Genomic DNA, 24,128 nt, shown 5'->3' with positions numbered 1-24,128 from the left:
TATGTTCCGTCAGATCGGTCCCCTTGAGATCAGCCTCATCCTGCTGGTCGTCGTGCTCCTCTTCGGCGCCAAGAAGCTCCCGGAGATGGCCCGCTCCCTCGGCAAGTCGGCCCGCATCCTGAAGAGCGAGGCGAAGGCCATGAAGTCGGAGGGCCAGGAGTCCGCCCCCGCCGAGGCGCCCGCCGAGCAGGCCGCCCCCGCCCAGCGCACCATCAAGGCCGCCCCCGGCGACGTGACCGGCGGCCGCCCCGTGACCGAGGCGTCGGACTCCACCCAGCGCTGACCACCCCCCGGCGCTGAACCGCCCGCCCCGCACGTACGCCGCACCGCGGCCTGCCCGCACGAGATGAGGACGTGGGTTGCCCAAGTCTGCCCGCATGAAGAAGGAGAAGGATCCCGAGGGGCGGATGCCGCTCGCCGATCACCTCCGTGAGCTGCGCAATCGCCTCGCCAAGGCGATGCTGGCGGTCGTCGTCGCCTCCGTGGTGGCGGCGTTCTTCAGCCAGCAGCTGATGGACCTTCTGTCGTCCCCCGTACCGAAGTGCGACCCGGACAGCTCGCTGGCCGCGAACACCGGCGGACGCTGCGTCGTCCTCGCCTACCAGACCATGCTCTCGCCGTTCACCTCCACGGTGAAGGTGGTCATGCTGGCCGGCCTCATCGTCTCCAGCCCGGTCTGGCTCTACCAGCTCTGGGCCTTCGTCGCGCCCGGCCTGCACAAGAGCGAGAAGAAGTACACGTACTGGTTCGCCTCCGTCGCCGTCCCCCTCTTCGTGGCCGGTGCCTGGACGGCGTTCTACATCATGCCCGTCAGCGTGCGCGTCCTCATCAGCATCACCCCCGAGGTCGCCTCCAACTTCCTCTCCCTCGACGACCTCCTGGACTTCACCACCAGGATGGTCCTCGTCTTCGGCCTCGCCTTCGAGCTGCCGCTGTTGCTGATCATGCTCAACCTCACCGGCGTGGTCACCGGCAAGCGCATGGCCGGCTGGTGGCGCGCCATGGTGATGGGCACCTTCGTCTTCGGCGCCGTCGCCACCCCCTCCACCGACCCGCTCGGCATGATCGCCCTCGCCGGACCGATCATCGTGCTGTACTTCATCGCCGTCGGCTTCTCGATCCTCAACGACAAGCGCCGGTCCCGCCGCGACCCCGACGCCCAGCTCGCCGACGACGAGGCGTCCGTCCTCGACCTCACCCCCGAACCGGTCGGCGCCCTCGACCCCGTCCCCACCGCCCACGCCCTGCCCGAGCAGGCCGGCGGCGACAGCGACGGCGCCCGCGCCCACCGCACCGGCGGCTACGACGACATCACCTGACGTCACCGGCGGGCACGACGACGCCGCCCGACGCCGACGACGGCCACGACGCGACACCGGCGGCCACGGCATCGCCCGACGTCACCGCGCCGTCACCGCCCGTCCGCAAGGTCCCCCCGGTCACCGTCCGCGGGGACCTTCGCCGTCCCCGGCCGCCCCGCACGGCCCTCCATAAAGATCGCGTGGCTGTCAGAGGGGGCGGGTAGTCTCGAAGACAAGATGACAGAGGACCTCACCCCAGCCGAGGCGTACGCGGCCGCACGCGCGCGCAACGCAGAGCAGGCCACCGCACTGGCCCCCTTCCGAGAGATGTACGAGTTCGGCCTGGACCCCTTCCAGATCGAGGCGTGCCAGGCTCTCGAAGCGGGCAAGGGCGTGCTCGTCGCCGCCCCCACGGGCTCCGGCAAGACCATCGTCGGCGAGTTCGCCGTCCACCTCGCCCTCACCCAGGGCCGCAAGTGCTTCTACACGACCCCCATCAAGGCGCTGTCGAACCAGAAGTACGCCGACCTCGTCAAGCGGTACGGCCCCGACAAGGTCGGCCTCCTCACCGGCGACAACAGCGTCAACGGCGACGCGCCGATCGTCGTCATGACCACCGAGGTCCTCCGCAACATGCTCTACGCGGGGTCCCAGGCCCTCTCCGGCCTCGGCTACGTCGTCATGGACGAGGTGCACTACCTCTCCGACCGCTTCCGCGGCGCCGTGTGGGAGGAAGTGATCATCCACCTCCCCGAGTCGGTCACCCTCGTCTCCCTCTCCGCCACCGTGTCCAACGCCGAGGAGTTCGGCGACTGGCTCGACACCGTGCGCGGCGACACCGACGTCATCGTCTCCGAAGAGCGCCCCGTCCCCCTCTGGCAGCACGTCCTCGCCGGCCGCCGGATGTACGACCTCTTCGAGGAGGAGACCGACCACGGCGGCCGCGGCGCCGCCCGCCGCGAGGTCAACCCCGACCTCCTCCGCCTCGCCCGCACCGAGAACTCGCGCACCTACAACCCCCGCGACCGCCGCCGCGGCAAGATGGTCCGCGAGGCCGACCGCGAGCGCGAGCGCCGCCAGCGCTCCCGCATCTGGACCCCCGGCCGCCCCGAGGTCATCGAACGCCTCGACGCCGAGGGACTCCTCCCCGCCATCACCTTCATCTTCAGCCGCGCCGGCTGCGAGGCCGCCGTCCAGCAGTGCCTCTACGCCGGCCTCCGGCTCAACGACGACGCCGCCCGCCTCCGCGTCCGCGAGATCGTCGAGGCCCGCACCGCCGCCATCCCCGACGAGGACCTCCACGTCCTCGGCTACTACGAGTGGCTGGAAGCGCTGGAGCGCGGCATCGCCGCCCACCACGCCGGCATGCTCCCCACCTTCAAGGAGGTCGTCGAAGAGCTCTTCGTCCGCGGCCTCGTCAAGGCCGTCTTCGCCACCGAGACGCTCGCCCTCGGCATCAACATGCCCGCGCGCACCGTCATCCTGGAGAAGCTCGTCAAGTGGAACGGCGAACAGCACGCCGACATCACCCCCGGCGAGTACACCCAGCTCACCGGCCGCGCCGGCCGCCGCGGCATCGACGTCGAGGGCCACGCCGTCGTCCTCTGGCAGCGCGGCCTCGACCCCGAGCACCTCGCCGGCCTCGCCGGCACCCGCACCTACCCCCTGCGCTCCAGCTTCCGGCCCTCCTACAACATGGCCGTCAACCTGGTCGACCAGTTCGGCCGGCACCGCTCCCGGGAACTCCTGGAGACCTCCTTCGCCCAGTTCCAGGCGGACCGCTCCGTCGTCGGCATCTCCCGCCAGGTCCAGCGCAACGAGGAGGGCCTGGCCGGCTACCGCGAGGGCATGACCTGCCACCTCGGCGACTTCGAGGAGTACGCGCGGCTCCGCCGCGACCTCAAGGACCGCGAGACCGAACTCGCCAAGCAGGGCGCCGCCCAGCGGCGCGCCCAGGCCGCCGCCTCCCTGGAGAGGCTGAAGCCCGGCGACGTCATCCACGTGCCCACCGGCAAGTTCGCCGGCCTCGCCCTCGTCCTCGACCCCGGCATCCCCGCCGGCCGCACCAACGGACACCGCGGCTTCGAGCACCACGACGGCCCCCGCCCCCTCGTCCTCACCGCCGAGCGGCAGGTCAAGCGCCTCGCCTCCATCGACTTCCCCGTCCCGGTGGAGGCCCTGGAGCGGATGCGCATCCCCCGGACCTTCAACCCCCGCTCCCCGCAGTCCCGCCGCGACCTCGCCTCCGCCCTGCGCTCCAAGGCCGGGCACATCAACCCCGAACGGCACCGCAAGCAGCGCTCCGGCGCCGCCGACGACCGCGAGATCGCCCGCCTGCGCAGCGCCCTCCGCGCCCACCCCTGCCACGGCTGCGACGAGCGCGAGGACCACGCCCGCTGGGCCGAGCGCTACTACCGGCTCCAGCGCGACACCCGGCAGCTGGAGCGGCGCATCGAAGGCCGGACGAACACCATCGCCCGCACCTTCGACCGGATCGTCGCGCTCCTCACCGAGCTCGACTACCTCCGCGCCGACGAGGTCACCGACAACGGCAAGCGGCTCGCCCGGCTCTACGGCGAACTCGACCTGCTCGCCAGCGAATGCCTCCGCGAAGGCGTCTGGGAAGGACTCGACCCCGCCGAGCTCGCCGCCTGCGTCTCCGCCCTCGTCTTCGAGGCCCGGCAGGCCGACGACGCCGTCGCGCCCAAGGTCCCCGGCGGCCGCGCCAAGGCGGCGCTCGGCGAGATGGTCCGCATCTGGGGCCGCCTCGACGGCCTGGAGGAGGAGTTCAAGATCAGCCAGGCCGAAGGCGTCGGCCAGCGCGAGCCCGACCTCGGTTTCGCCTGGGCCGCCTACCAGTGGGCCTCCGACAAGAGCCTCGACGAGGTGCTCCGCGAGGCCGAGATGCCCGCCGGCGACTTCGTCCGCTGGTGCAAGCAGGTCATCGACGTCCTCGGCCAGATCGCCGCGGCGGCCCCCAAGGAGAACAGCACGGTCGCGAAGAACGCGCGCAAGGCCGTGGACGCCCTCCTGCGCGGCGTGGTGGCCTACAGCTCCGTCGGCTGACACACCCTCACATCCCTGGAGGACGGCCCGTGGTGGAGACACCACGGGCCGTTCCCGTACGAACTCCCGGGTTGTCCACAGGGGGTTGTCCACAGGGCTGGCGCGAGGACCGGACCGTCCGCTTGCATGGACCCACACACCGCGCAAGCCAGTGGGGGAGGGGACGAACGTGACCACGCACGCCGGCACCGAGACCGGGATCACCATCGCCGAAGGACCACGCGGCGTGCCGCTCCTCGGCAACCTCCCCGCCTTCGGGAAGGACCCCCTCGCCTTCTTCGAACGGCTCCGCGAGCGGGGCGACGTCGTCCGCTGGCGCTTCGGCCCCAGCCCCGTCCTCTTCATCGCCCACCCGGACACCATCGGAGAACTGCTCACCGAGGTCGAGAACACCTTCGACCAGCCCGACCTGGGCATCGCCCTGCGCACCCTGCTCGGCAACGGCGTGGTCGTCGCCAAGGGCCGCGACTGGCGCCGCAAGCGCTCCCTGGTCCAGCCGTCCGTCCGCCCCAAACAGGTCCGCTCCTACGCGGCCACCATGGCGGAGTGCGCCGTCGCCCTCGCCGACCGCTGGACCGACGGACAGCGGATCGACATCAAGAAGGAGATGGCCGCCCTCACCCAGCTCATCGCCGTCCGCACCATCTTCGGCACGGACACCGCCGCCGACGCCGAAGCCATCGGCCGGGCCATGGACGTCGCCCAGCAGGAGATCGGGGCCGAACTCAGCGGCATCGGCGCCCTGCTGCCCGACTGGATCCCGACCCCCGGACGCGCCCGGGTCAGGCGCGCCACCGCCGTCATCGACGCCGAGGTCTCCCGTATCGTCTCCCGCCACCGCGACGGCGGCGAGGACCGCCCCGACCTCCTCAGCCGGCTCCTCACCGCCCGGGACGAGACCGGCGCCCACCTCTCCGACCGCGAGATCCGCGACGAGACGGTCACCCTCTACATCGGCGGCCACGAAACCACCAGCTCCACCCTCGTCTGGGCCTGGTACCTGCTCTCCCGCAACGAGAAGGCAAGGCGCACCCTCACCGAGGAACTGGACCGCGTCCTCGCCGACCACGAGCCCGGCTACGACGACTACGCCTCGCTCACCTACGCCCAGGCGGTGGTCAAGGAGACCCTCCGCCTCTACCCGACCATCTGGCTCCTCACCGGCATCGCCAAGGAGGGCGCCACCCTCGGCGGCAGCCCCGTTCCGCCCGGCACCCGCGTCTGGTCCAGCCAGTGGGCCACCCACCGCGACCCCCGCTGGTACGGCGACGCCGACACGTTCCGCCCCGAGCGCTGGCTCACCGACGCCGAGGGCCGGCCGGCGGAGAAGATCCCCGAATACGCCTGGTACCCCTTCGGCGGCGGCCCCCGCGTCTGCCTCGGCACCCGCTTCGCCCTCGTCGAAGCCGTCCTCGTCCTCGCCGTCCTGGCCCGCCGCTACGACCTGAACGTGGAACCCGAGGAGATACGCCCGGTCCCCAGCCTCACCCTCCAACCGGACCGCGAGGTCCTCGCGACGGTCCACTCCCGACAGCGGGGCTGAGGCGCCACCACCGCACCGCGACGGCCGAGCCCGGTCACGCCCCGTCGGCGAGAGCGCCCGCGAGCGCCCGCAGCTCGTCGGCGCGGAGGACGCGGTCGCCGAAGCCGGGGAGCGGGACGTGCAGCGCGGCCGTCCAGCGTTCCGGGATGGCCCCGGAGCCGTACACGGCGCCCGCCAGCATGCCCGTGACCGCCGCGACCGTGTCCGTGTCCCCGCCGAGGTCGACCGCGGCCACCAGGGCCTCCTCGAAGGTTCCGGTGGTGCGCAGCGCCCACACGGCGGAGCCGAGACAAGGCCAGACGGCGCCGTTGAACTCCGTCGCGTCCTCGGGCCGCCACCCGGGCGCCAGGACCGTGGCCCAGCGCTCCCGCTCAGCCGCGTCCACCTCGGCCAGGGCCTCCGGAACCACGGCCGACGGGTCCTCGCCGAGCAGGGCGACACGGACCAGTTCGTGCAGGAGGGCGGTGCCCTCCCAGGCGGCCCGGTGCCCGTGGGTGAGGGCGGCCAGCCGGCGGCCGGCCTCCATGGTGGCCGCGCGGCCCCGGGGAGCGAAGTGGACGGCGGACGTGGAGGCCCGCATGAGACAGCCGTTGCCGGCGCCGCGGCCTTCCACCTGGTAGTCGACGGCGGCGGCCAGGTCCCACGTACCGCCGCCCAGCAGCACCCGTTCCGTCTGAAGACCGATGTCCTTGGGGTCCGCCGCCGCCCAGCGGCGGAACCGGTCGAACACGTCGGGCAGATCGAGCCCGCCCCGTTCGACCAGCGACTCCCCGACCAGCACGGCCATCTGGGTGTCGTCCGTGGCCTCCCCCGGATCCCAGCCGCCACCGCCGCACAACTCCCCGACACCGTCAGGGAATCGGTCACGGAAGGCGCCGGGAAGGCCGAACTCGAAGGGCGCGCCCAGGGCGTCGCCGACGGCGGAGCCGAGGACGGCGCCCACGGCGCGGTCGAGGGAGGTCATGGCGTCAGCGTAGGCGGCGGGGCTGGGACGCGGGGCCGGGGGTGGGATCCGGGGTGGGGTGGGGGAGGGAGGGGTGGGTGGGGGAGGGGGAGGGGGGAGCCCCCCGGAGGGAGAGGGTGGTGGCTGCTGTCGTGAGGAGTGCGATCGTGGCCGCCGTCGTGAGGGTGGTGGCGTCGGGGTGGAGGAGGGGCTGGCCTCGGAGGGCCTGCCAGGTGAGGAGGGCGAAGGTGGCGGTGTAGGCGGCGGAGGCGGTGAGGACCAGGCGGAGGCGGACGCGGGGGTCGGCGAGGCGGGGGAAGCGCGGGGCGAGGGCGGTCAGGACGAGGAGGAGCAGGGGCAGGAGCTGCAGGGCGTGCATGCCGAAGAAGTGGGCGATGCGCAGGTCTCCGCCGGTGGCCGCCCAGCCGGTGACGGGGAGGGCGGCGCCGCCGTCCGGGACGCCGACGCTGTGGGCGCCGACGATCGGCGGGTCGGTGGCGGCGAGCTGGTCGGGGGTGGGCTGGACCATCAGGAAGCCGACGGCGGCGCCGGCGAGCGCGATGAGCGAGGAGAGGCGGACGGCCCAGGCGGTGGCGCGGTCGAGGATGCGGGCGCGGAGCAGGAGGACGGCGATGGTCAGGGCGCCCAGCCAGAGGATCACCACGGTGAGGCCCATCGCCTGGAAGACGGCGGCGTCGAAGGGGGTCTCCTGGTTGAAGTGGCTCTGCCTGCCGCGGACGACCTGGAGGGTGATCATCACCATCTCCAGGGCGCTGGCGACCGTGACGACCGTGCCGGCCCACCAGCCGACGCGCTTGCCGCGGGGCAGCAGGCTCAGCATCCAGGCGAGCGACAGGCAGTAGGCGACGAACGAGACGGCGAACTTGAAGGGCTTGGTCCAGATCGGGGCGCCGACGAGGGTGCGGTCGTCGAGCAGGATGCCGCCGGCGCTGACGAGGGCGAAGACGGCCATCGCCGCGGCGAACCAGAGGAGGGGCCGGTGCAGACGGTCGCTCGTGGGTGGTGAGGCCGCGGCGGCGGAGGCGGGCATGGGTGTGCGCGTGGACATACGGATCCCCCCGTTGTCGTTATGGATAGTGGCGCTTGCCGCTATCTGATAGTGCCACTATCTATGATGGAGGGGAGTCCGGCAAGGCCGTCACGGCAGGGGAAAGGTGAACACGCGGTGCGCATCGGCGAGTTGAGTCGCAGAACCGGGGTCTCGGTGCCCACGATCAAGTTCTACGTGCGGGAGGGACTGCTTCCGGCCGGCCGGCTGACGAGCCCGAACCAGGCCACGTACGAGGAGACACACGTACGGCGGCTGCGTCTGATCCGGGCCCTGATCGACGTCGGCGGGCTGTCCGTGGCGGCCGTGCGCGAGGTGATCGCGGCCGTCGACGACCCCGGCCGGCCCGTCCACGACCTGCTCGGCGAGGCGGCCGTGCGCATGGTGCCCCGCTACGGCGGCGAGCCCGCCGAGGACGGCCGGTTGTCCGAGGCGCGGGAGCGGGTCACCGAACTCGTCCGCGAGCGGGACTGGCGCGTCTTCCCCGGCAACCCCGCCGCCGAGGCGCTGGCGGTCGCGCTCGCCGCCCTCGGCTCCGTCGGGCACGAGCGGTTCGGCGAGGTGCTCGGCGCCTACGCGGACGCGGCCGAGCAGGTCGCCCGGGCCGACCTCGCCTACGTCGCCCACCACGTGGCCCGCGAGGAGCTGGTCGAGAGCGTCGCCGTCGGCACGGTCCTCGGGGACGCGCTCTTCGCCGCGCTCCGCCGCCTCGCCCAGATCGACGCCTCGGACCGCGTCTTCGGGGGCAAGGGGGAGGTCTTCGGGGGCGACGGGGAGGGGGAGGAGGGGAAGTGAAACGGAGGAGGGGTGGGAGCCGTTGTCGGCTCCCACCCCTCCTCCGTCGGCTCCCGCCCCTCCCTGCGCGGGCGTCAGGCGGCCCGCGGGTGCTCCTGCTCCCGCTCCACCTGCTCGTTCCACTCGCGCTTGATCGCGCGCCACGCCTCGTCCGTCTTGCCCAGGCGCCAGTAGCCCGAGATGGACAGCCGCTCGCGCGCCACCCGCCGCTCCATGCGCAGATGGCGGCGCAGCTCCTTCACGAAACCGGCCTCGCCGTGGACGAAGGCGTGCACGTCGCCCGCCGGGAAGTCCAGCTTCCGCACGGCCTCGACGAGCGCCTCGCCGGCCGGGCGGCCGGAGCGGTGCAGCCAGGTCACCTCGACGCCGTCCGCCGTCGCGAACTTCTGCTCGTCGGCGGCGTCCTCGATCTCCACGAAGGCGTGCACCCGCGCGCCCGCGGGCAGCCGCTCCAGCGCCACCGCGATCGCCGGCAGGGCGCTCTCGTCGCCCGCGAGAAGGTGCCAGTCGGCCGCCGGGTCCGGGGCGTAGCCACCGCCGGGACCGAGGAACCGCACCGTCTCGCCCACCTGCGCGCGGGCCGCCCAGGGGCCCGCGAGGCCCTCGTCGCCGTGGACCACGAAGTCCAGGGTCAGCTCGCGGTGGACCGGATCCCAGGCGCGCACCGTGTACGTGCGGGTCGTGGGCCACTCCTCGCGGGGCCGCTCGGCCCGGATCCGCTCCATGTCGAACGGCTCCGGGTAGGTCACGCCCTCGGGGGCGAAGAGCAGCTTCACGTAGTGGTCGGTGTAGGTGCCGGCGTCGAAGCCGTCGAGGCCCGGTCCGCCGAGGACGACCCGCACCATGTGCGGGGTGAGCCGCTCGGTGCGGACGACGTGCGCCTCGGTGGCCTTGGGGGCCTTGCGGGCCGGCTGCTCTGCCACGGCGGACTCTCCTGACTGCCTGGGGGCGTGCCGCGGGGCACACCTGAGACTTAGGTATGCCTAAGCTAGCATCCCGCGCCCGCTCACGCCCCGGCACGGCGGTGCGTGAGCACCGCTACCGCGAGAACCCCGCCCGGCGCGTGCGTCAGGCCCCCGGCCGGACGCCCGCCAGGACCGGCAGCAGGCGGGTGAGCGCGCCGCCGAGGTTCCAGCGCGTCGCGAGGGCCTGCAGGGCCGCCGGGTCGTGCGGGGCGGCGGGCAGCGTCGGGTCGAAGTCCGGCAGCGGCACGTCCCGGGCCACCCGGACCACCGTCGGCGCCACGTCCAGATAGGCCGCCGCCTCGACGATCCCGCGCCGCTTGGCCGGCGTCAGCTTCGAGGTGCGGTCCTCGGCGGCCGCCCGTACGCCTGCCAGGTCGCCGTACTCGGTGATCAGCTGCGCGGCGGTCTTCTCGCCGATGCCCTTCACGCCGGGCAGGCCGTCGCTGGCGTCGCCGCGGAGCGCGGCAAAGTCCGCGTACTGGTCGGGCCGCACCCCGTACTTCGCGCGGATCAGCTCGGAGTCCACCAGATCGCAGTCGCCGACGCCCTTGCGCGGGTACAGGACCCGGACCGCCCGCTCGTCGTCGACGAGCTGGAAGAGGTCCCGGTCGCCGGTCACGATGTCGACCGGGCCCTCGGCCCGCTCCGCCAGCGTGCCGATCACGTCGTCCGCCTCGTACCCGGCGGCGCCGATCCGGGCGATGCCGAGCGCCGCGAGGACGGACTCGATCACCGGGACCTGCGGGGACAGGGTGTCCGGGATCTCCTCCTCGTCCGGCCCGGTCTCCGTCTCCACGGCGACCCGGTGCGCCTTGTACGAGGGGATCAGGTCCACCCGCCACTGGGGCCGCCAGTCGTCGTCCCAGCAGGCCACGAGCTCGTCCGGCCGGTGGTCCTGCACCAGTCGGCCGATGAAGTCGAGCAGCCCGCGCACGGCGTTCACCGGCGTCCCGTCCGGGGCCCGGACCGAGTCCGGCACGCCGAAGTACGCGCGGAAGTAGAGGCTGGCGGTGTCCAGGAGCATCAGGCGTCGCGTCACACCCCGATCATGCCGCACCCCACCGACAGCGCGGCGGAGCCGGCCGCGCACGCCGCTCCCGTGACCCCCGTCACCTTTCCGTTTGCCCCCGGAGGCCCGGGGCAGGCGCGTGCCCGGAGCGGACCCGGTAAGGGGCCCTGAGCAGTGGGCCCCGTACGCGACGGGTGGTGCGGGCAGATCCCGCCGCGCTCCACGGCGCGTGCGCGGGGGTGGCGCGCCGTTTCTCCCCGCTACCCGTGAGGTGAATGTGTCCAGGCTCCAGGCCGACCACCTGTTCAAGGTGTTCGCCAGACGCCCCGCCGACGAGTCGGAGGCCGTCCGTGCCCTCGTCGCCGGCGCCGACCGCGACGCGCTCCGCGAGGACGGCGTCACCGCCGCCGTCGTCGACGCGTCCTTCGTGGTCGAACCGGGTCAGATCTTCGTGGTCATGGGCCTCTCCGGATCCGGCAAGTCGACCCTCCTGCGCATGCTCAACGGCCTGCTCGAACCGACCGCGGGCCGCGTCCTCTACGACGGCGACGACCTCACCGCGCTCACCCCCCGCGCGCTGCGCGAGGTCCGTTCCCGCCGCGTCAGCATGGTCTTCCAGCACTTCGCGCTCTTCCCGCACCGCACCGTCCTGGAGAACGCCGGCTACGGCCTGGAGGTCCAGGGGGTCCCGCGCGCCGAGCGCGAGAAGCGCGCCGCCGAGGCGCTGGCCCTGTGCGGCCTGGCCGGCTGGGAGAAGTCCTGGCCGGACGAGCTCTCCGGAGGCATGCAGCAGCGCGTGGGCCTGGCCCGGGCGCTCGCCACCGACGCCGACCTGCTCCTCATGGACGAGTCCTTCAGCGCCCTCGACCCGCTGATCCGCCGCGACATGCAGGACCAGCTCCTGGTCCTCCAGAAGAAGCTGAAGAAGACCATCGTCTTCATCACCCACGACCTCAACGAGGCCATGCGCCTCGGCGACCGCGTCGCCGTCATGCGCGGCGGCCGGATCGTGCAGCTCGGCACCGCCGAGGACATCCTCGTCCGGCCCGCCGACGACTACGTGGCCTCCTTCATCCAGGACGTCGACCGCTCCCGGGTGCTCACCGCCTCCGCCGTCATGACCGCCGCCGAGGGCCCCGTCGACCCGGACGCCCCGGTCGTCGGCCCCGACACGCTCCTCGCCGACCTGTGCGCGCTCGCCGCCGCGGGCCCGCACCCGGTGACCGTGCGCGAGGACGGCGGTCCCGCCCTCGGAGTCGTACAGAAGGAAAGGCTTCTCGCCGTGCTCGGCGGACAACCGACCGGGCCGGCCGCCGAGGAGGTGGCCCTCCATGCCTAGGCTTCCCCTCGGCTCCTGGGTCGACAGCTCCGTCGACTGGCTCCAGGCGCGGCTCTCCTGGCTGTTCGACGCGGTCAGCGGCGGCATCACCGGCCTCTACGACGGCATCGACGCCGTCCTGTCGGCGCCGCAGCCGCTGCTGCTCGCCGGCATCCTCGCCGTCGTCGCCTGGTGGCTGCGCGGTCTCGCCGCCGGTCTGCTCTCCTTCGCCGGGCTGGCTCTCGTCGACTCCGTCCAGCTGTGGGACGAGGCGATGGCGACGCTCTCGCTGGTGCTCGTCGCCACCCTCGTCACCCTGGTGATCGCCGTCCCGCTCGGCATCTGGGCGGCCCGCTCGAAGACGGTCAGCACGGTGCTGCGGCCCGTCCTCGACTTCATGCAGACCATGCCGGCGATGGTCTACCTGATCCCCGGCATCATCTTCTTCGGCGTCGGCGTCGTCCCCGGCATCATCGCCACCATCGTCTTCGCGCTGCCGCCCGGCGTCCGGATGACCGAGCTCGGCATCCGCCAGGTCGACGCCGAACTCGTCGAGGCCGCCGAGGCGTTCGGCACCACCCCGCGCAGCACCCTGCTCCGCGTCCAGCTGCCGCTCGCCGTCCCGACGATCATGGCCGGCGTCAACCAGGTCATCATGCTGGGCCTCTCCATGGTCGTCATCGCCGGCATGGTCGGCGGCGGCGGACTCGGCGGCGCCGTCTACCGCGCCATCGGCAACGTCGACATCGGCCTCGGCTTCGAGGCCGGCGTCTCCATCGTCGTCCTCGCCATGTACCTCGACCGGATGACCGGCGCCCTGGGCCGCCAGGTCTCCCCGCTCGGCCGACGCGCCCTCGCCAAGGCCCGCGCGGCCACCGCCCGCCGCCGCACCGCCCAGCTGTGGGCGCACCGCCCGCAGCCCGTCACCGCGCTCGTCGGCGTCGTCGTCCTCGCGCTCGTCGCGGGCGGGTCCGGCTTCCTCGGCGGCTCCGGCGCCACCTCGACCACGGCCTCCGGCGCGGGCGCCGGCCACGGCAGGAAGGTCAGCATCGGCTACATCCCGTGGGACGAGGGCATCGCCTCCACCTACCTGTGGAAGGAACTCCTGGAGCGCCGCGGCTACGAGGTCGAGACCAAGCAGCTGGAGGCCGGCGCGCTCTACACCGGCCTGGCCGGCGGGCAGCTCGACTTCCAGACCGACGCCTGGCTGCCCGTCACCCACGCCCAGTACCTGGAGAAGTACGGGAACAAGCTGGAGGACCTCGGCTCCTGGTACGGCCCGACCTCCCTGGAGCTGTCCGTCCCCTCGTACGTCAAGGACGTGCGGTCCCTCGCCGACCTGAAGGGCAAGGGCGACCGCTTCAAGGGCCGGATCGTCGGCATCGAGCCCAGCGCCGGGATGATGGGCATCCTCAAGGACAAGGTCCTGAAGGAGTACGGCCTGGAGGGCGAGTACGAGGTCGTCGACGGCTCCACGCCCGGCATGCTCGCCGAGCTGAAGCGCGCCTACGAGCGCAAGGAACCGGTCGTCGTCACCCTCTGGTCCCCGCACTGGGCCTACTCCGCCCACGACCTGACGAAGCTCGCCGACCCGAAGGGCGTCTGGGGCAAGGGCGACGGCGTGCACACCCTGGCCCGCAAGGGCTTCAGCGAGGACAACCCCGAGGTGGGCGCCTGGCTGAAGGACTTCACGCTCACGGAGAAGCAGCTCACCGGCCTGGAGGCGCAGATCCAGCGCACCGGCAAGGGCAAGGAGCAGCAGGCCGTCCGGACGTGGCTGGACGCCCAGCCCGGGCTCGCGGAGCGACTCGCCCCGCAGTGACCGGACCTCACCCGCCGGACAGGGGCGGTCGCCGGACGTGACCGGCGGCCGCCCCTTTCGCCGGCCCTTTCCGCCACGACGCGAAACCCCGGCCCAAAGCTGCGTAAGGTGCAGGTAACCGGTCGGTACGCGACGAGGCAGCCGGCAGAGGGAGGGAGTGGCCATGGACGAGAAGGAAGCACCCCGCGTGGGCGCGGCCGTCAAGAGGCGGCGCCGGGCCCTCCAGCTCACCCTGGCCGTGGTCGCCGCCCGCAGCGGCCTGTCCGTGCCCTTCCTCAGCCAGATCGAGAACGAGCGCGCCCGCCCCAGCCGCCGCTCCCTGGAGCTGGTCGCCGAGGCCCTCCAGACCACCGCCGCGGAACTCCTCGCCGTCGCCGAGGCCGCCCGCACCGTCGACGTCGTCCGCGCCGACGAGGGCACCGACGCCATGCCGGACGGGGTACGGCGGCTGGTGCGCGGCCGGCACCAGCTGCACGCCCTGGAGTTCACCGGCGAGCAGGACGCGGGCCGCGAGTGCCAGCACCGCAACGACGAACTGCTGTACGTCGCCGACGGCGCCGCCGAGGTCGAGGCCGAGGGCCGCGCCCACCGGCTGGGCCGCGGCGACTCCCTGTACCTCTCCGGCGGCGTGCGGCACCGCTGGCGCGCCACCGAGCCGGGCACCCGCCTCCTGGTCGTGGCGGTCGCGGACCACGTCGAGGTCGAGGAGGAGTGACCGAGGTCCGGGGGCGGACGCCGCGGGTGGTGTCCCTGGTGCCCTCGCTCACCGAGGCCGTCGCCGTCACCGCGCCCGGCCTGCTCGTCGGCGCCACCGACTGGTGCAGCCACCCCGCCGGGCTCGACGTCGCCCGGATCGGCGGCACCAAGAACCCCGACGTGCCCGCCGTGCTCGCGCTCCGGCCCGATCTCGTCCTCGCCAACGAGGAGGAGAACCGGGCGGCCGACCTGGACGCTCTGCGGGCCGGCGGCGCCGAGGTGCTGGTCACCGAGATCCGCACCCTCGACCAGGGGCTGACCGCCCTCGGCGACGTCCTCGCCGCCTGCGGCGCGCCCCGCCGGCCGCGCTGGCTGGCGGAGGCGGAGGAGGCGTGGGCCGCCGTGGAGCCGGTCGCGGACGGGGGCGTCACCGCCGTCGTCCCGATCTGGCGCCGGCCGTGGATGGTGCTCGGCCGGGACACCTTCGCCGGCGACCTCCTCGCCCGCCTCGGCGTCCGCAACCTGTACGCGGGCCACCCCGAGCGCTACCCGAAGGTGCCGCTCGGCGAGCTGACCGGGGCCCGCCCGCGGCTCGTGGTGCTCCCGGACGAGCCGTACCGCTTCACGGCGGCCGACGGCCCCGAGGCGTTCCCCGGGACCGCGGCCGCGCTCGTCGACGGGCGGATGCTCACCTGGTACGGGCCGTCGCTGGCACGGGCACCGCGGGTGCTGGCGCGGGAGCTGCGAGCAGCGCTCCGCTGACCAGGCCGCGCACGGTGTGGGTGCCGGCCACCAGCCAGGCCGCGGCGAGGAACGCGTACAGGCCGATCGCGAGCCAGCGGAAGGCGTCCAGGCCGGTGTGGCGGGCGAGCCCCTCGGCGCCGGTGACGCAGGTGCCCACGGGGAAGGTGAACGCCCACCAGGTCATCGCGAAGCCCATGCCCGCGCGCCGGGCCCGCACCACCATCGCCCCGGCCAGTGCCAGCCACAGCAGCGCGAAGCCCGTCACGGGCACGCCGTAGAGGACGGCGAAGGCGGCGAAGCCGTGCGCGTAGGTGGCGGGGAGGACGCCGGCGGCGGCGTCGGCGAAGGCGTTGGCGGCGGTGGTCGACTGGCCGAGGGGGCCCAGGACGAGGAAGAGCGTCGGGGTGAGCGCGAGGGGCAGCGGGCCGTCGAGGACGAGCCGGCCGAAGACCAGCGGCAGCATCACCAGGGTGGCGAGCAGGCTGATGCCGAACATCGCGTAGCAGGCGATCAGCAGCGTCTGGCGGGCCTGGCCCTCGGGCAGGTGGGGGAGGAGCAGGGGGCCGAGCGCGGCGGAGACCATGGGGGCGACGACGGGCAGCAGCCAGACGGGGGACGCCTGCTCGATCCGGTGCCGGACCACCATCAGGTACGGCACGGCGACGGCGGCGGCCAGTCCCACCGCGGTGCCGGCGGTGAACAGGACGGCGTCCAGGGCGACCGCGGCGGGGAGGCCGATCCAGTCCCGGCCGAGGGTCAGCGTGCCGCCGCCGACGGCGAGCAGCGCCATCGACAGACAGCCGTAGAAGGGGGCCACGGCCGGGTCGAGGAGATGGGCGCGGGCCTGGTCGCGGTGGCGGTGCCAGTGCGCGGCCCGGGCGGTCAGCAGGGCCAGCAGCATCGCGAGGGAGAGCGCCCAGACGGCGGTGCAGACGGTACGGAGACCGGGCACGGTGACGGGGAGCGCGGCGCCCGCGGTGCCGACGACGGAGGTGCCCATCACGGAGGCGTACCAGTTGGGTCCGAGGTGACGGACCGAACGGGTCGCCCGGGCGCCGGGGGTGGTGGCGCCGAGGAGGGGGCGGGAGGGTGCGAGGCTTGCCATGACTCCACCGTCGCCGCCGGCCGCGGCCCCCACCAGGGATCATGGGGCTATGACGTCATAAGCTGGCTTTATGAGCAGGGAGCGGGACGGCGGCGCGGGGGCGGAGCGGGGCACGGCCACGGGCGGGGGCGCCGGGGGGAGAAGGACGGCGGCCGCGGCCCTCGCGGCCGCCGGCGGCGGCGCGGGTACGGGGGCGGGCCCGGGCCCCGGGGCGTGGGAGCCGGCGACGGCGCACCTGTCGCACCGGGTCCCCGACCTCGGCGCGCTCGAACTGCTCCTCGCCGTCGCCCGGCACGGCAGCCTGGGCGCCGCCGCCCGCGAGGTCGGCATCACCCAGCCGGCGGCCAGCAGCCGCATCCGTTCGATGGAGCGGCAGCTCGGCGTGGCGCTCGTGGACCGCTCGCCGCGCGGTTCCCGGCTCACCGACGCGGGCGCCCTGGTCACCGACTGGGCGCGGCGGATCGTGGAGTCCGCCGAGGCGTTCGACGCGGGGGTGCAGGCGCTGCGGGGGCGCCGGGACTCTCGGCTGCGGGTGGTCGCGTCCATGACGATCGCCGAGTACCTGCTGCCGGGCTGGCTGATCGCGCTGCGCGCCGAACGCCCGGACACCGCGGTGTCGCTCCAGGCGGGCAACTCGGCGGTGGTCGCGGAGCGGCTGCTCGCGGGCGAGGCGGACCTCGGCTTCGTCGAGGGGCTCGCCGTCCCGGACGGGCTCGACGGCACCGTCGTCGCGCACGACCGGCTCGTGGTGGTGACCGCGCCCTCGCATCCGTGGGCCCGCCGCCGCACCCCGATCGACCCGGCCGAGCTGGCCGCGACGCCGCTGGTGCTGCGGGAGCGCGGTTCGGGCACCCGGCAGGTCCTGGACGCGGCCCTCGCCGGGCACGGCGGGCTGGCCCGCCCGCTGCTCGAACTGGCTTCCACCACCGCCGTGAAGGCGGCGGCGGTCACCGGCGCGGGTCCGGCGGTCCTCAGCGAGCTCGCGATCGCCGAGGAGCTGTCCGGCCGCCGTCTGGTCGCCGTGCCGGTGGCCGGCGTCCGGCTCAGCCGCGACCTGCGGGCCGTCTGGCCCACCGGCCACCGGCCCACCGGTCCGGCCCGCGACCTGCTCGCCCTGACGAGGGCCCGGCCGGGCGGCTGAGGCCGGACCGGGACCCGTCACAGCCGCGCCGCCCGGTGGGTGATCCGACCGTCGACCGCCGTCAGGAGGACCGGGACGTCGGGGAGTTCGGCGGCCGGGGTGGTGAGCGGGTCGGCCGCGAGGACCGTGAGGTCGGCGCGGTGGCCGAGGGCGAGCCGGCCGGAGGACCGCTCCTCGCCCGCCGCGTACGCGGGGCCCGTCGTCAGCCCGCGCAGCGCCTCCAGCGGGGTCAGCGCCTGCTCCGGGCCGTGCGGCGGCTGGGCCAGGTCCCGGGTCGGGCGGCGGTGCACGGCGCCGGCCAGCACGCCCAGCGGGGGGAACGGCGCGATCGGCCAGTCCGAGCCCAGCACCACGGTCGCCCCGGAGTCCACCAGGTCCCGGCAGCGCCAGGCGCGCCCGGCGCGCTCCTCGCCGAGCCGGCGGGACCAGTTGTCGGTGTGGTCGGCGCGGGTGAAGTCGCAGCAGTGGGTGGGCTGCATGGAGGCGATGACGCCCAGCTCGGCGAAGCGGCGCAGGGTGTCGTCGGGGACCGTCTCGATGTGCTCGACCCGGTGTCGTACGGCCGGGTCGCCGCCGGTCGCCCGCGCCGTGGCGACGGCGTCGAGGACGTGCCGGACGGCGGCGTCGCCGATGGCGTGGGTCGCGGTCGGCACCCCGGCCCGGTGCAGCGAGCCGATGATCTCCGTGTACGCCTCCGGGTCCGGCCAGAAGGCGTGGGTGGACTCGCCGTGGCGGTCGGGCCGCTCCAGCCAGGCGGTGCCGTTGTCGATGGTGCCGTCCATGAAGAGCTTCACGCCGGCGACCTGCCACAGCGCGCCGCCGCGTCCCTGGAGGTCGATCAGCTCCTGGACGCCGGCGGCGTCGGCGCCGGGCTGGCACCAGGGCGCCACCCGGAGCCGCAGCGGCAGCCGGCCGGCGGCGTCGAGCTCGGCGAAGAGGTCGAGGCTGGCGCCGTTGGCGTCCATGACGTGCCCGCCGGTCAGGCCGGCCGCCGCCATCCCGTCCAGGGCCGCGGCCAGCCGCTCCAGGCGCTCGGCGCGGGTCGGCTGCGGGGCGACGCGTTCGACCAGTTCGCAGGCGGCGTCCTCCTGGAGCAGCCCGGTGGGGCGCCCGTCGGCGTCGCAGACGATCTCGGCGGACGCCTGCTCGAACGTGCGCGGGCCGTCGATGCCGGCGAGTTCGAGGGCGCGGCGGGAGGCGAGGGCGGAGTGCGCGTCGAAGAGCAGCAGGAAGGCGGGCACCCCGTGCAGGACGGTGTCGAAGGGGGCGATGCCGACCGGCCTGTCGCCGAAGACGTTCGGGTCGAGCCCCCAGGCGAAGAGCCACTCGCCCCGGCGCAGGCGGCGCGCCTCGCGCCCCAGCGCCTCCCGGACGTCGGCGAGATCGGCGCAGCCGGAGAGGTCGAGGCCGCCGGTCAGCTCGGCGCCGGTGACGGGGTGGACGTGCCCGTCGACGAGGCCGGGGGTGACGACGGCGCCCTTCAGGTCGACGACGGGTGTGGCGGGCCCGGCGAGTTCCCGTATCTCGCGGTCGTCGCCGAGCGCGGCGATCCGCCCGTCCTCGCCCACGGCGAGCGCGCTCGCCGCGAGGAAGGCCCCGGTGCCGGGGTCGAGCAGACGGGCGGAGTGCAGGACGAGTCGGGTGGACACGGGGGAGCTCCTTGCGGTGGTGGTACGGGAGGGCTGAGCGCGGCGCGGCGGGCGGGGGAGGGCACGCGAGGGTGCGGGGTGGGGCAGGGCACGTGAGCGTGCGCGGTGGGGCAGGGCATGCGAGGGTGCGGGGCGGGGGAGGGCACGCGAGGGTGCGGGGTGAGGGAGGGCACGTGGGCGTGCGGGGCTGGGCAGGGCACGTGAGCGTGCGGGGTGGGGGCAGGTCACGCGAGCTCACCGGGGCGCGTAGGGGCGTCCGGTGCCGTCAGGCCGGGGTGGCTCCCGTCGTGCCCGCCGTCACCGCCGCTTCGGCGGCGTCGGCCGGGGAGAACGTGAGCGGCAGGGTGCCGGTGGCGCCGGGGGCGTCGAGGGTGCCGTGCGGGAGGGCGAGGGCGCGTTCGGCGGTGCTGACGGCGAGACGGGTCACGGCCGGGGGCCGGTCGGTGCGGTCCGAGTTGGCGTGGGCGCCGAGGCCGTCGAGGACGACCAGGATCTGGATGGCCGCCGACCTGGGGTCGTCGGTGCGGAACTCGCCGCGGTCGACGCCGTCGCGGATCAGCTCCTCCAGCCGGTCGTCGGAGGCCAGTTCCATCCGCGTGACCCGCTCCCGCAGGACGGGCCGGTAGCGGCTCAGGTGCCGGGCGTTGATCCAGAGGCGGCTGATGTCGTCGTAGGCCTCGCCGGACGACAGCGCGAAGTAGCGGGCCAGGTACTGCGCGGGCGTGCCGTCCGGGCGCTCGGCCGGCAGCAGCGCGTCGAGCTCGCCGAGGGCCGCGACCGAGAACGCCTCGGCCACCAGGTCCTCGGCCGAGGGGAAGTAGTGGCTGATCAGTCCGGGCCGGACGGCGAGCTCCTCGGCGACCCGCCGCAGCGTGACGCACTCCAGCCCTTCGGTGAGGGCGACGCGCGCGGCGGTCGCCACGATCTCCGCCCGCCGGGCCTCGGGTGATTTCCGGATGCGCTTGCGCTGAACGCTTGACGACATACCGGCGATGCTATTGAGTGTGCGACCAATAAGCAACCAGGTGGGCAATCACGCACCGGAGGGCCGCATGGCTTCCACGATCCCCGACCCGCGCCCCGGGACAGAGCGCGCGCCGGCACCCCCGCCGGCGGGCGACCGGCCCGGCCGCGTCGAGGCCCACGGCATCGACCACATCCCGGACGGCGAGCGCCACGGACACCCCCGTGAGCTGTTCTCCGTCTGGGCCGCGGCGAACGTGAACTACCTGAGCCTCGTCATCGGCGGCACCCTGGTCCTGATGGGCCTCACCCTGGCGCAGGCCATCGGCGTCATCGTCGTCGGCAACCTCTTCTGGGTCCTCACCGGCGTGCTCGCCACCTCGGGACCGGCCGCCGGCGCGCCCAGCGAGGTCGTCACCCGCACCCTCTACGGGGTCCTCGGCAACCGCGTGAACAACGCGGTCGGCGGCTGGCTGGTCTCCGTCTGCTACTTCGCGCTCAACCTCGCCGCCGCCGCGACCGCCGCCTTCGCGCTCGTCGCGAAGACCGGCATACCCGTGAACACCCCGGTGCAGGTCGCGGTCATCGTGGTCATCGCCGCCCTCACCCTGGCGATCAGCGTCTACGGCCACGCGCTGATCATCAAGCTGTACCTGCCCATCACGCTGGCCCTGAGCGGGGCGTTCGCCGTCGTCGCCCTCGCCGTGTTCCGGCACGCCGACTTCTCGTACGCCCCCGCCGAGCGGCTCTCCGGCGCCCCCCTGTGGGCGGTGCTGATCGCGGGCACCACGATGATCGCCTCGGGCCCGCTCTCGTACACCACGAGCGCCGACTTCTCCCGCTACCTGCCCCGCGACAGCTCCCCGCGCGCCATCGCGCTGTGGACCGCGCTCGGCGCGTTCGTCCCGAGCGTCGTGGTCTGCTCGCTGGGCGCCTTCGCCGCCACCGCCGTCGACATGACGGACCCCCAGACGGCGCTCCAGGGAATCCTGCCGGGCTGGTTCACGCCGGTCTTCCTGCTCGCCCTGGTCCTCGGCACCATCGCCATCAACGCCCTCACCGCCTACAGCGCCGGCCTCGCCCTCCAGGCCGTGGGCCTGCGCGTCCGGCGTACCGTCAGCGTCCTCTTCGACGGGGCCGTCGCGGTCGCCCTCACCCTCTACGGGCTGCTGGTCTCCGACTTCCTGGACACCGTCAGCAACGCCCTCCAGGTCATCACCGTCCTCACCGGACCGATGATGTGCGTCTACGCCGCCGACATCCTGCTCCGCCGCAACCGCTACGACGCGGCCGCCCTCGCCGACGAGCGCCCCGGCAGCCCCTTCTGGTACACCGGCGGCGTCAACCCGGCCGGCGCCACGGCCCTGCTCGGCGGCGTCGCGGCCGGCGCCCTGTGCGTCGACAGCGTCTACACGGGACCGGTCGCCGCCGCCCTCGGGATGGACCTCTCGCTGCCCGTCGGCATGGCCGTCGCCACCGCCCTCTACCTGGTCCTCGGCCGGCGTCCGGTCGCGGCCACCACCCCCGCCGCCTGACCGCGGCCCCCGCACCGCGGGGCGGCCGGACCGCCCACCCCGGCCGCCCCGCACACCTTTCCCCAGCCTGGCGCGCCTCCCTCGGCCCCGCGCACCCCCCCCGGCTCTCGGCTCGGCCTCAGCCGTACCCCGCAGGGCCGCCCTCCGTGCGGCGGCCGGCCGGACGAGCCCCCGGATGAGGGCACCAGGCCCGCGCCCAGCCGGTCCACGGCCTGGTGGTGGTGCCGCGCGCCTCAATGGGCCGCGGACATACCTTTCACGCCAGGAAGCCGCGCAACAGCGCCGCCGTCCCCGCGCAGTGCTCCCGCGCCACCTCGCGCGCCGCGTCCGCCTCCCCGTCCAGGACCGCCTCCACCAGGGCCGTGTGCTGGTGCTGGGAGTGCTCCAGATTGCGTACGAGGAGCGGGATGCCGTCCAGCAGGTCGTTGACGGTCGCGCGGACCGCCGCGTACTGGGCCGTCAGGCTGGGGGAGCCGGAGAGCTCCGCGAGCGTGAGGTGGAGCAGGGTGTCCTGGCGGCGGTAGTCGGCCAGCGGCGCGTCATGGGTGGCCGCCAGCGCCGCCCGCAGCCGCTCGGCGCCGGCCTCGTCGAGCCCGTGCGCCGCGCACAGCCCGGCCGCGCCCACCTCCAGGACCTCCCGGAAGCGCAGGGCGTCCTCCATGTCGACGGCGGCGATCCGGCGGCGCAGCTCGTCCTCGTCCGCCGTCCGCGTCCGGGGCAGCACGAACGTTCCGCCGTACCGGCCGCGCCGGCTCTCGACCAGCCCCTGCTCCTGGAGGACCTTGAGGACCTCGCGGAGCGTGACCCGGCTGATCCCCATCCGCTCGGCCAGCTCCCGCTCGGCGGGCAGCCGCTCGCCGTCGGGGACCAGACCCAGGCGGACCACCTGGAGGATCTGCTCCAGGGCCTCCTCGAAGCCGTTGCCGGCCCGCACCGGCCGCAGCACCGGCGTCAGCCGGTCGGCCGGGCCGGCCGGTTCACTCGTACGGACCACTTCTGGTCGCCCCTTCCCCTGGTACTTCCCAAGCAATGGTGTCTCCCCATACCTTATGACTCCCGGCAGGCCCGAACGAGGAGAGTCGTCCCGTGGCAGACCGCACAGCACCGCTCGCCGTCGAGGAACTGCGTTCCCTGGTGGCGGGTGGTGAGATCGACACCGTTGTTTTGGCGTTCCCGGACATGCAGGGCCGGCTTCAGGGCAAGCGGTTCGCGGCCCGGTTCTTCCTGGACGAGGTTCTCGCCCATGGCACGGAGGGCTGCAACTACCTTCTCGCGGTCGACACCGAGATGAACACCGTGGACGGCTATGAGATGTCGTCGTGGGACCGGGGTTACGGTGATTTCGCGATGCGCCCGGATGTGGCGACGCTGCGCCGTGTTCCGTGGAACGAGGCGACCGCCATGGTGACGGCGGATCTGGCCTGGGCGGACGGCTCGCCCGTCGTCGCGGCGCCGCGCCAGATCCTGCGCCGGCAGCTGGAGCGGCTCGCGGAGCTGGGTTTCACCGCGCATGCCGGTACCGAGCTGGAGTTCATCGTCTTCCGCGATTCCTATGAGGAGGCGTGGGATGCCGGTTACCGGGGCCTCACGCCGGCCAATCAGTACAACATCGACTACTCGGTTCTCGGCGGGGGGCGTGTGGAGCCGCTGCTGCGGCGGATCCGCAACGAGATGGCCGCTGCCGGGCTGACCGTGGAGTCGGCCAAGGGGGAGTGCAATCCCGGGCAGCACGAGATCGTCTTCCGCTATGACGAGGCTCTGGTCACGTGTGACCAGCACGCCGTCTACAAGACGGGCGCGAAGGAGATCGCCTCCCAGGAGGGCTGCTCGCTGACGTTCATGGCGAAGTACAACGAGCGTGAGGGCAACTCCTGCCACATCCACCTCTCCCTCCAGGATGCCGCGGGCACCAACGTGATGGCCGGCGACGACGGGCACGGCATGTCCGCGGTCATGCGGCATTTCCTCGCCGGGCAGCTCGCGGCCCTGCGGGACTTCTCCCTTCTCTACGCCCCGAACATCAACTCCTACAAGCGGTTCCAGCCCGGTTCCTTCGCCCCGACCGCTGTCGCCTGGGGCCACGACAACCGCACCTGCGCGCTGAGGGTCGTCGGCCACGGCCCTTCCACCCGCTTCGAGAACCGGGTCCCGGGCGGGGACGTCAACCCCTACCTGGCCGTCGCGGCGATGATCGCCGCCGGCCTGCATGGCATCGAGCACGGCCTCGAACTCCCGCCCGCGTGCACCGGCAACGCCTACGCCGCCGACCACGCCCACGTCCCCACCACCCTGCGCGAGGCCGCGGAACTGTGGGAGACCAGCGAGATCGCCAAGGAGGCGTTCGGCACCGACGTCGTCGCCCACTACCGCAACATGGCCCGCGTCGAACTCGCCGCCTACGACGCCGCCGTCACGGACTGGGAACTGCGCCGCTCCTTCGAACGCCTGTGACAGAAGAGAGAAG

20 protein-coding genes are annotated in these 24,128 nt (G+C 73.9%); 12 read left to right on the top strand and 8 right to left on the bottom strand.

The genetic code is table 11. From position 1 onward, the window contains the following. Position 1: 1 nt before the first annotated feature. The 4 genes from tatA to ABFY03_RS08175 all read left to right on the top strand — a co-directional run bounded on the left by tatA (position 2) and on the right by ABFY03_RS08175 (position 5,910). Positions 2-283 carry a Sec-independent protein translocase subunit TatA gene (gene tatA / locus ABFY03_RS08190; protein WP_319008706.1) on the top strand — a complete coding sequence of 94 codons (282 nt, stop codon included), beginning with the start codon at positions 2-4 and terminating at the stop codon, positions 281-283. A gap of 76 nt (positions 284-359) precedes the next feature. Further along, positions 360-1,319, top strand: coding sequence for a twin-arginine translocase subunit TatC (gene tatC, locus ABFY03_RS08185; RefSeq protein ID WP_487222183.1), 960 nt, complete (start codon positions 360-362; stop codon positions 1,317-1,319). A 219-nt stretch (positions 1,320-1,538) separates the two neighbouring features. Continuing rightward, complete coding sequence (locus ABFY03_RS08180) at positions 1,539-4,367, top strand: DEAD/DEAH box helicase (protein WP_319008705.1); 2,829 nt, start codon at positions 1,539-1,541, stop codon at positions 4,365-4,367. A 169-nt stretch (positions 4,368-4,536) separates the two neighbouring features. Further along, positions 4,537-5,910 (top strand): cytochrome P450, encoded by a 1,374-nt coding sequence (locus tag ABFY03_RS08175; RefSeq protein WP_346169586.1) that lies wholly within the window; start codon positions 4,537-4,539, stop codon positions 5,908-5,910. A 34-nt stretch (positions 5,911-5,944) separates the two neighbouring features. Here ABFY03_RS08175 and ABFY03_RS08170 read toward each other — a convergent pair whose 3' ends face one another. Continuing rightward, the gene (locus ABFY03_RS08170) at positions 5,945-6,874 is read right to left on the bottom strand and encodes an ADP-ribosylglycohydrolase family protein (protein WP_319008703.1); all 930 of its coding nucleotides are present in this window, start codon (positions 6,872-6,874) and stop codon (positions 5,945-5,947) included. A 4-nt stretch (positions 6,875-6,878) separates the two neighbouring features. Then, a complete protein-coding gene (locus ABFY03_RS08165; protein ID WP_346172215.1) occupies positions 6,879-7,826 on the bottom strand; it encodes a hypothetical protein in 948 nt (315 codons plus the stop codon). A 213-nt stretch (positions 7,827-8,039) separates the two neighbouring features. On the opposite strand from ABFY03_RS08165, the gene ABFY03_RS08160 reads away from it, so the two are divergent. Beyond that, a complete protein-coding gene (locus ABFY03_RS08160) occupies positions 8,040-8,717 on the top strand; it encodes a MerR family transcriptional regulator (RefSeq protein ID WP_319008702.1) in 678 nt (225 codons plus the stop codon). 74 nt (positions 8,718-8,791) lie between these two features. On the opposite strand, the gene ABFY03_RS08155 is transcribed toward ABFY03_RS08160, so the two are convergent. Then, complete coding sequence (locus ABFY03_RS08155; protein WP_319008701.1) at positions 8,792-9,640, bottom strand: siderophore-interacting protein; 849 nt, start codon at positions 9,638-9,640, stop codon at positions 8,792-8,794. 145 nt (positions 9,641-9,785) lie between these two features. After that, positions 9,786-10,706: a 5'-3' exonuclease gene (locus ABFY03_RS08150; protein ID WP_386723730.1), complete on the bottom strand. Its 921-nt coding sequence runs from the start codon at positions 10,704-10,706 to the stop codon at positions 9,786-9,788. Between the two features lie 262 nt (positions 10,707-10,968). On the opposite strand from ABFY03_RS08150, the gene ABFY03_RS08145 reads away from it, so the two are divergent. The 4 genes from ABFY03_RS08145 (at position 10,969) to ABFY03_RS08130 (ending at position 15,289) form a co-directional block, all read left to right on the top strand. Beyond that, on the top strand, positions 10,969-12,030 hold the full coding sequence (locus ABFY03_RS08145) for a quaternary amine ABC transporter ATP-binding protein (protein WP_319008699.1): 1,062 nt from the start codon (positions 10,969-10,971) through the stop codon (positions 12,028-12,030). After that, positions 12,023-13,831, top strand: coding sequence for an ABC transporter permease/substrate binding protein (locus ABFY03_RS08140; protein ID WP_319008698.1), 1,809 nt, complete (start codon positions 12,023-12,025; stop codon positions 13,829-13,831). Before ABFY03_RS08145 ends, ABFY03_RS08140 begins: the two co-directional genes overlap by 8 nt. A gap of 163 nt (positions 13,832-13,994) precedes the next feature. Next, a complete protein-coding gene (locus ABFY03_RS08135; protein ID WP_346169584.1) occupies positions 13,995-14,546 on the top strand; it encodes a helix-turn-helix domain-containing protein in 552 nt (183 codons plus the stop codon). Further along, positions 14,543-15,289, top strand: a complete 747-nt coding sequence (locus ABFY03_RS08130) for a helical backbone metal receptor (RefSeq protein WP_319008696.1) — start codon at positions 14,543-14,545, stop codon at positions 15,287-15,289. The genes ABFY03_RS08135 and ABFY03_RS08130 overlap by 4 nt, the downstream gene beginning before the upstream one ends. On the opposite strand, the gene ABFY03_RS08125 is transcribed toward ABFY03_RS08130, so the two are convergent. Next, positions 15,216-16,376, bottom strand: coding sequence for a TDT family transporter (locus ABFY03_RS08125; protein WP_346169583.1), 1,161 nt, complete (start codon positions 16,374-16,376; stop codon positions 15,216-15,218). The genes ABFY03_RS08130 and ABFY03_RS08125 overlap by 74 nt on opposite strands. Positions 16,377-16,446: 70 nt before the next feature. Between ABFY03_RS08125 and ABFY03_RS08120 the strand changes: the two genes are divergently transcribed. Further along, positions 16,447-17,517, top strand: coding sequence for a LysR family transcriptional regulator (locus tag ABFY03_RS08120; RefSeq protein ID WP_319008694.1), 1,071 nt, complete (start codon positions 16,447-16,449; stop codon positions 17,515-17,517). Positions 17,518-17,534: 17 nt separating this feature from the next. On the opposite strand, the gene ABFY03_RS08115 is transcribed toward ABFY03_RS08120, so the two are convergent. Both ABFY03_RS08115 and ABFY03_RS08110 read right to left on the bottom strand, forming a co-directional pair. Continuing rightward, positions 17,535-19,166 carry an amidohydrolase gene (locus ABFY03_RS08115; RefSeq protein WP_346169582.1) on the bottom strand — a complete coding sequence of 544 codons (1,632 nt, stop codon included), beginning with the start codon at positions 19,164-19,166 and terminating at the stop codon, positions 17,535-17,537. A gap of 265 nt (positions 19,167-19,431) precedes the next feature. Beyond that, positions 19,432-20,151, bottom strand: a complete 720-nt coding sequence (locus ABFY03_RS08110) for a TetR/AcrR family transcriptional regulator (protein WP_319008692.1) — start codon at positions 20,149-20,151, stop codon at positions 19,432-19,434. A gap of 67 nt (positions 20,152-20,218) precedes the next feature. Here ABFY03_RS08110 and ABFY03_RS08105 point away from each other — a divergent pair, with 67 nt between their 5' ends. Further along, positions 20,219-21,664 (top strand): purine-cytosine permease family protein, encoded by a 1,446-nt coding sequence (locus ABFY03_RS08105; RefSeq protein ID WP_346169581.1) that lies wholly within the window; start codon positions 20,219-20,221, stop codon positions 21,662-21,664. A 256-nt stretch (positions 21,665-21,920) separates the two neighbouring features. Here the strand turns inward: ABFY03_RS08105 and ABFY03_RS08100 are convergent, their stop codons facing one another. Continuing rightward, positions 21,921-22,658 carry a FadR/GntR family transcriptional regulator gene (locus tag ABFY03_RS08100; RefSeq protein WP_346169580.1) on the bottom strand — a complete coding sequence of 246 codons (738 nt, stop codon included), beginning with the start codon at positions 22,656-22,658 and terminating at the stop codon, positions 21,921-21,923. 92 nt (positions 22,659-22,750) lie between these two features. Here ABFY03_RS08100 and ABFY03_RS08095 point away from each other — a divergent pair, with 92 nt between their 5' ends. Next, positions 22,751-24,115, top strand: coding sequence for a glutamine synthetase family protein (locus ABFY03_RS08095; RefSeq protein ID WP_319008689.1), 1,365 nt, complete (start codon positions 22,751-22,753; stop codon positions 24,113-24,115). Positions 24,116-24,128 lie beyond the last annotated feature (13 nt).

Source organism: Streptomyces roseofulvus (genome assembly GCF_039534915.1).
Classification (GTDB): Bacteria; Actinomycetota; Actinomycetes; order Streptomycetales; family Streptomycetaceae; genus Streptomyces; species Streptomyces roseofulvus.
Note: the sequence above shows the minus strand (reverse complement) of the source record. Positions and strands in the feature narration are given on the sequence as shown.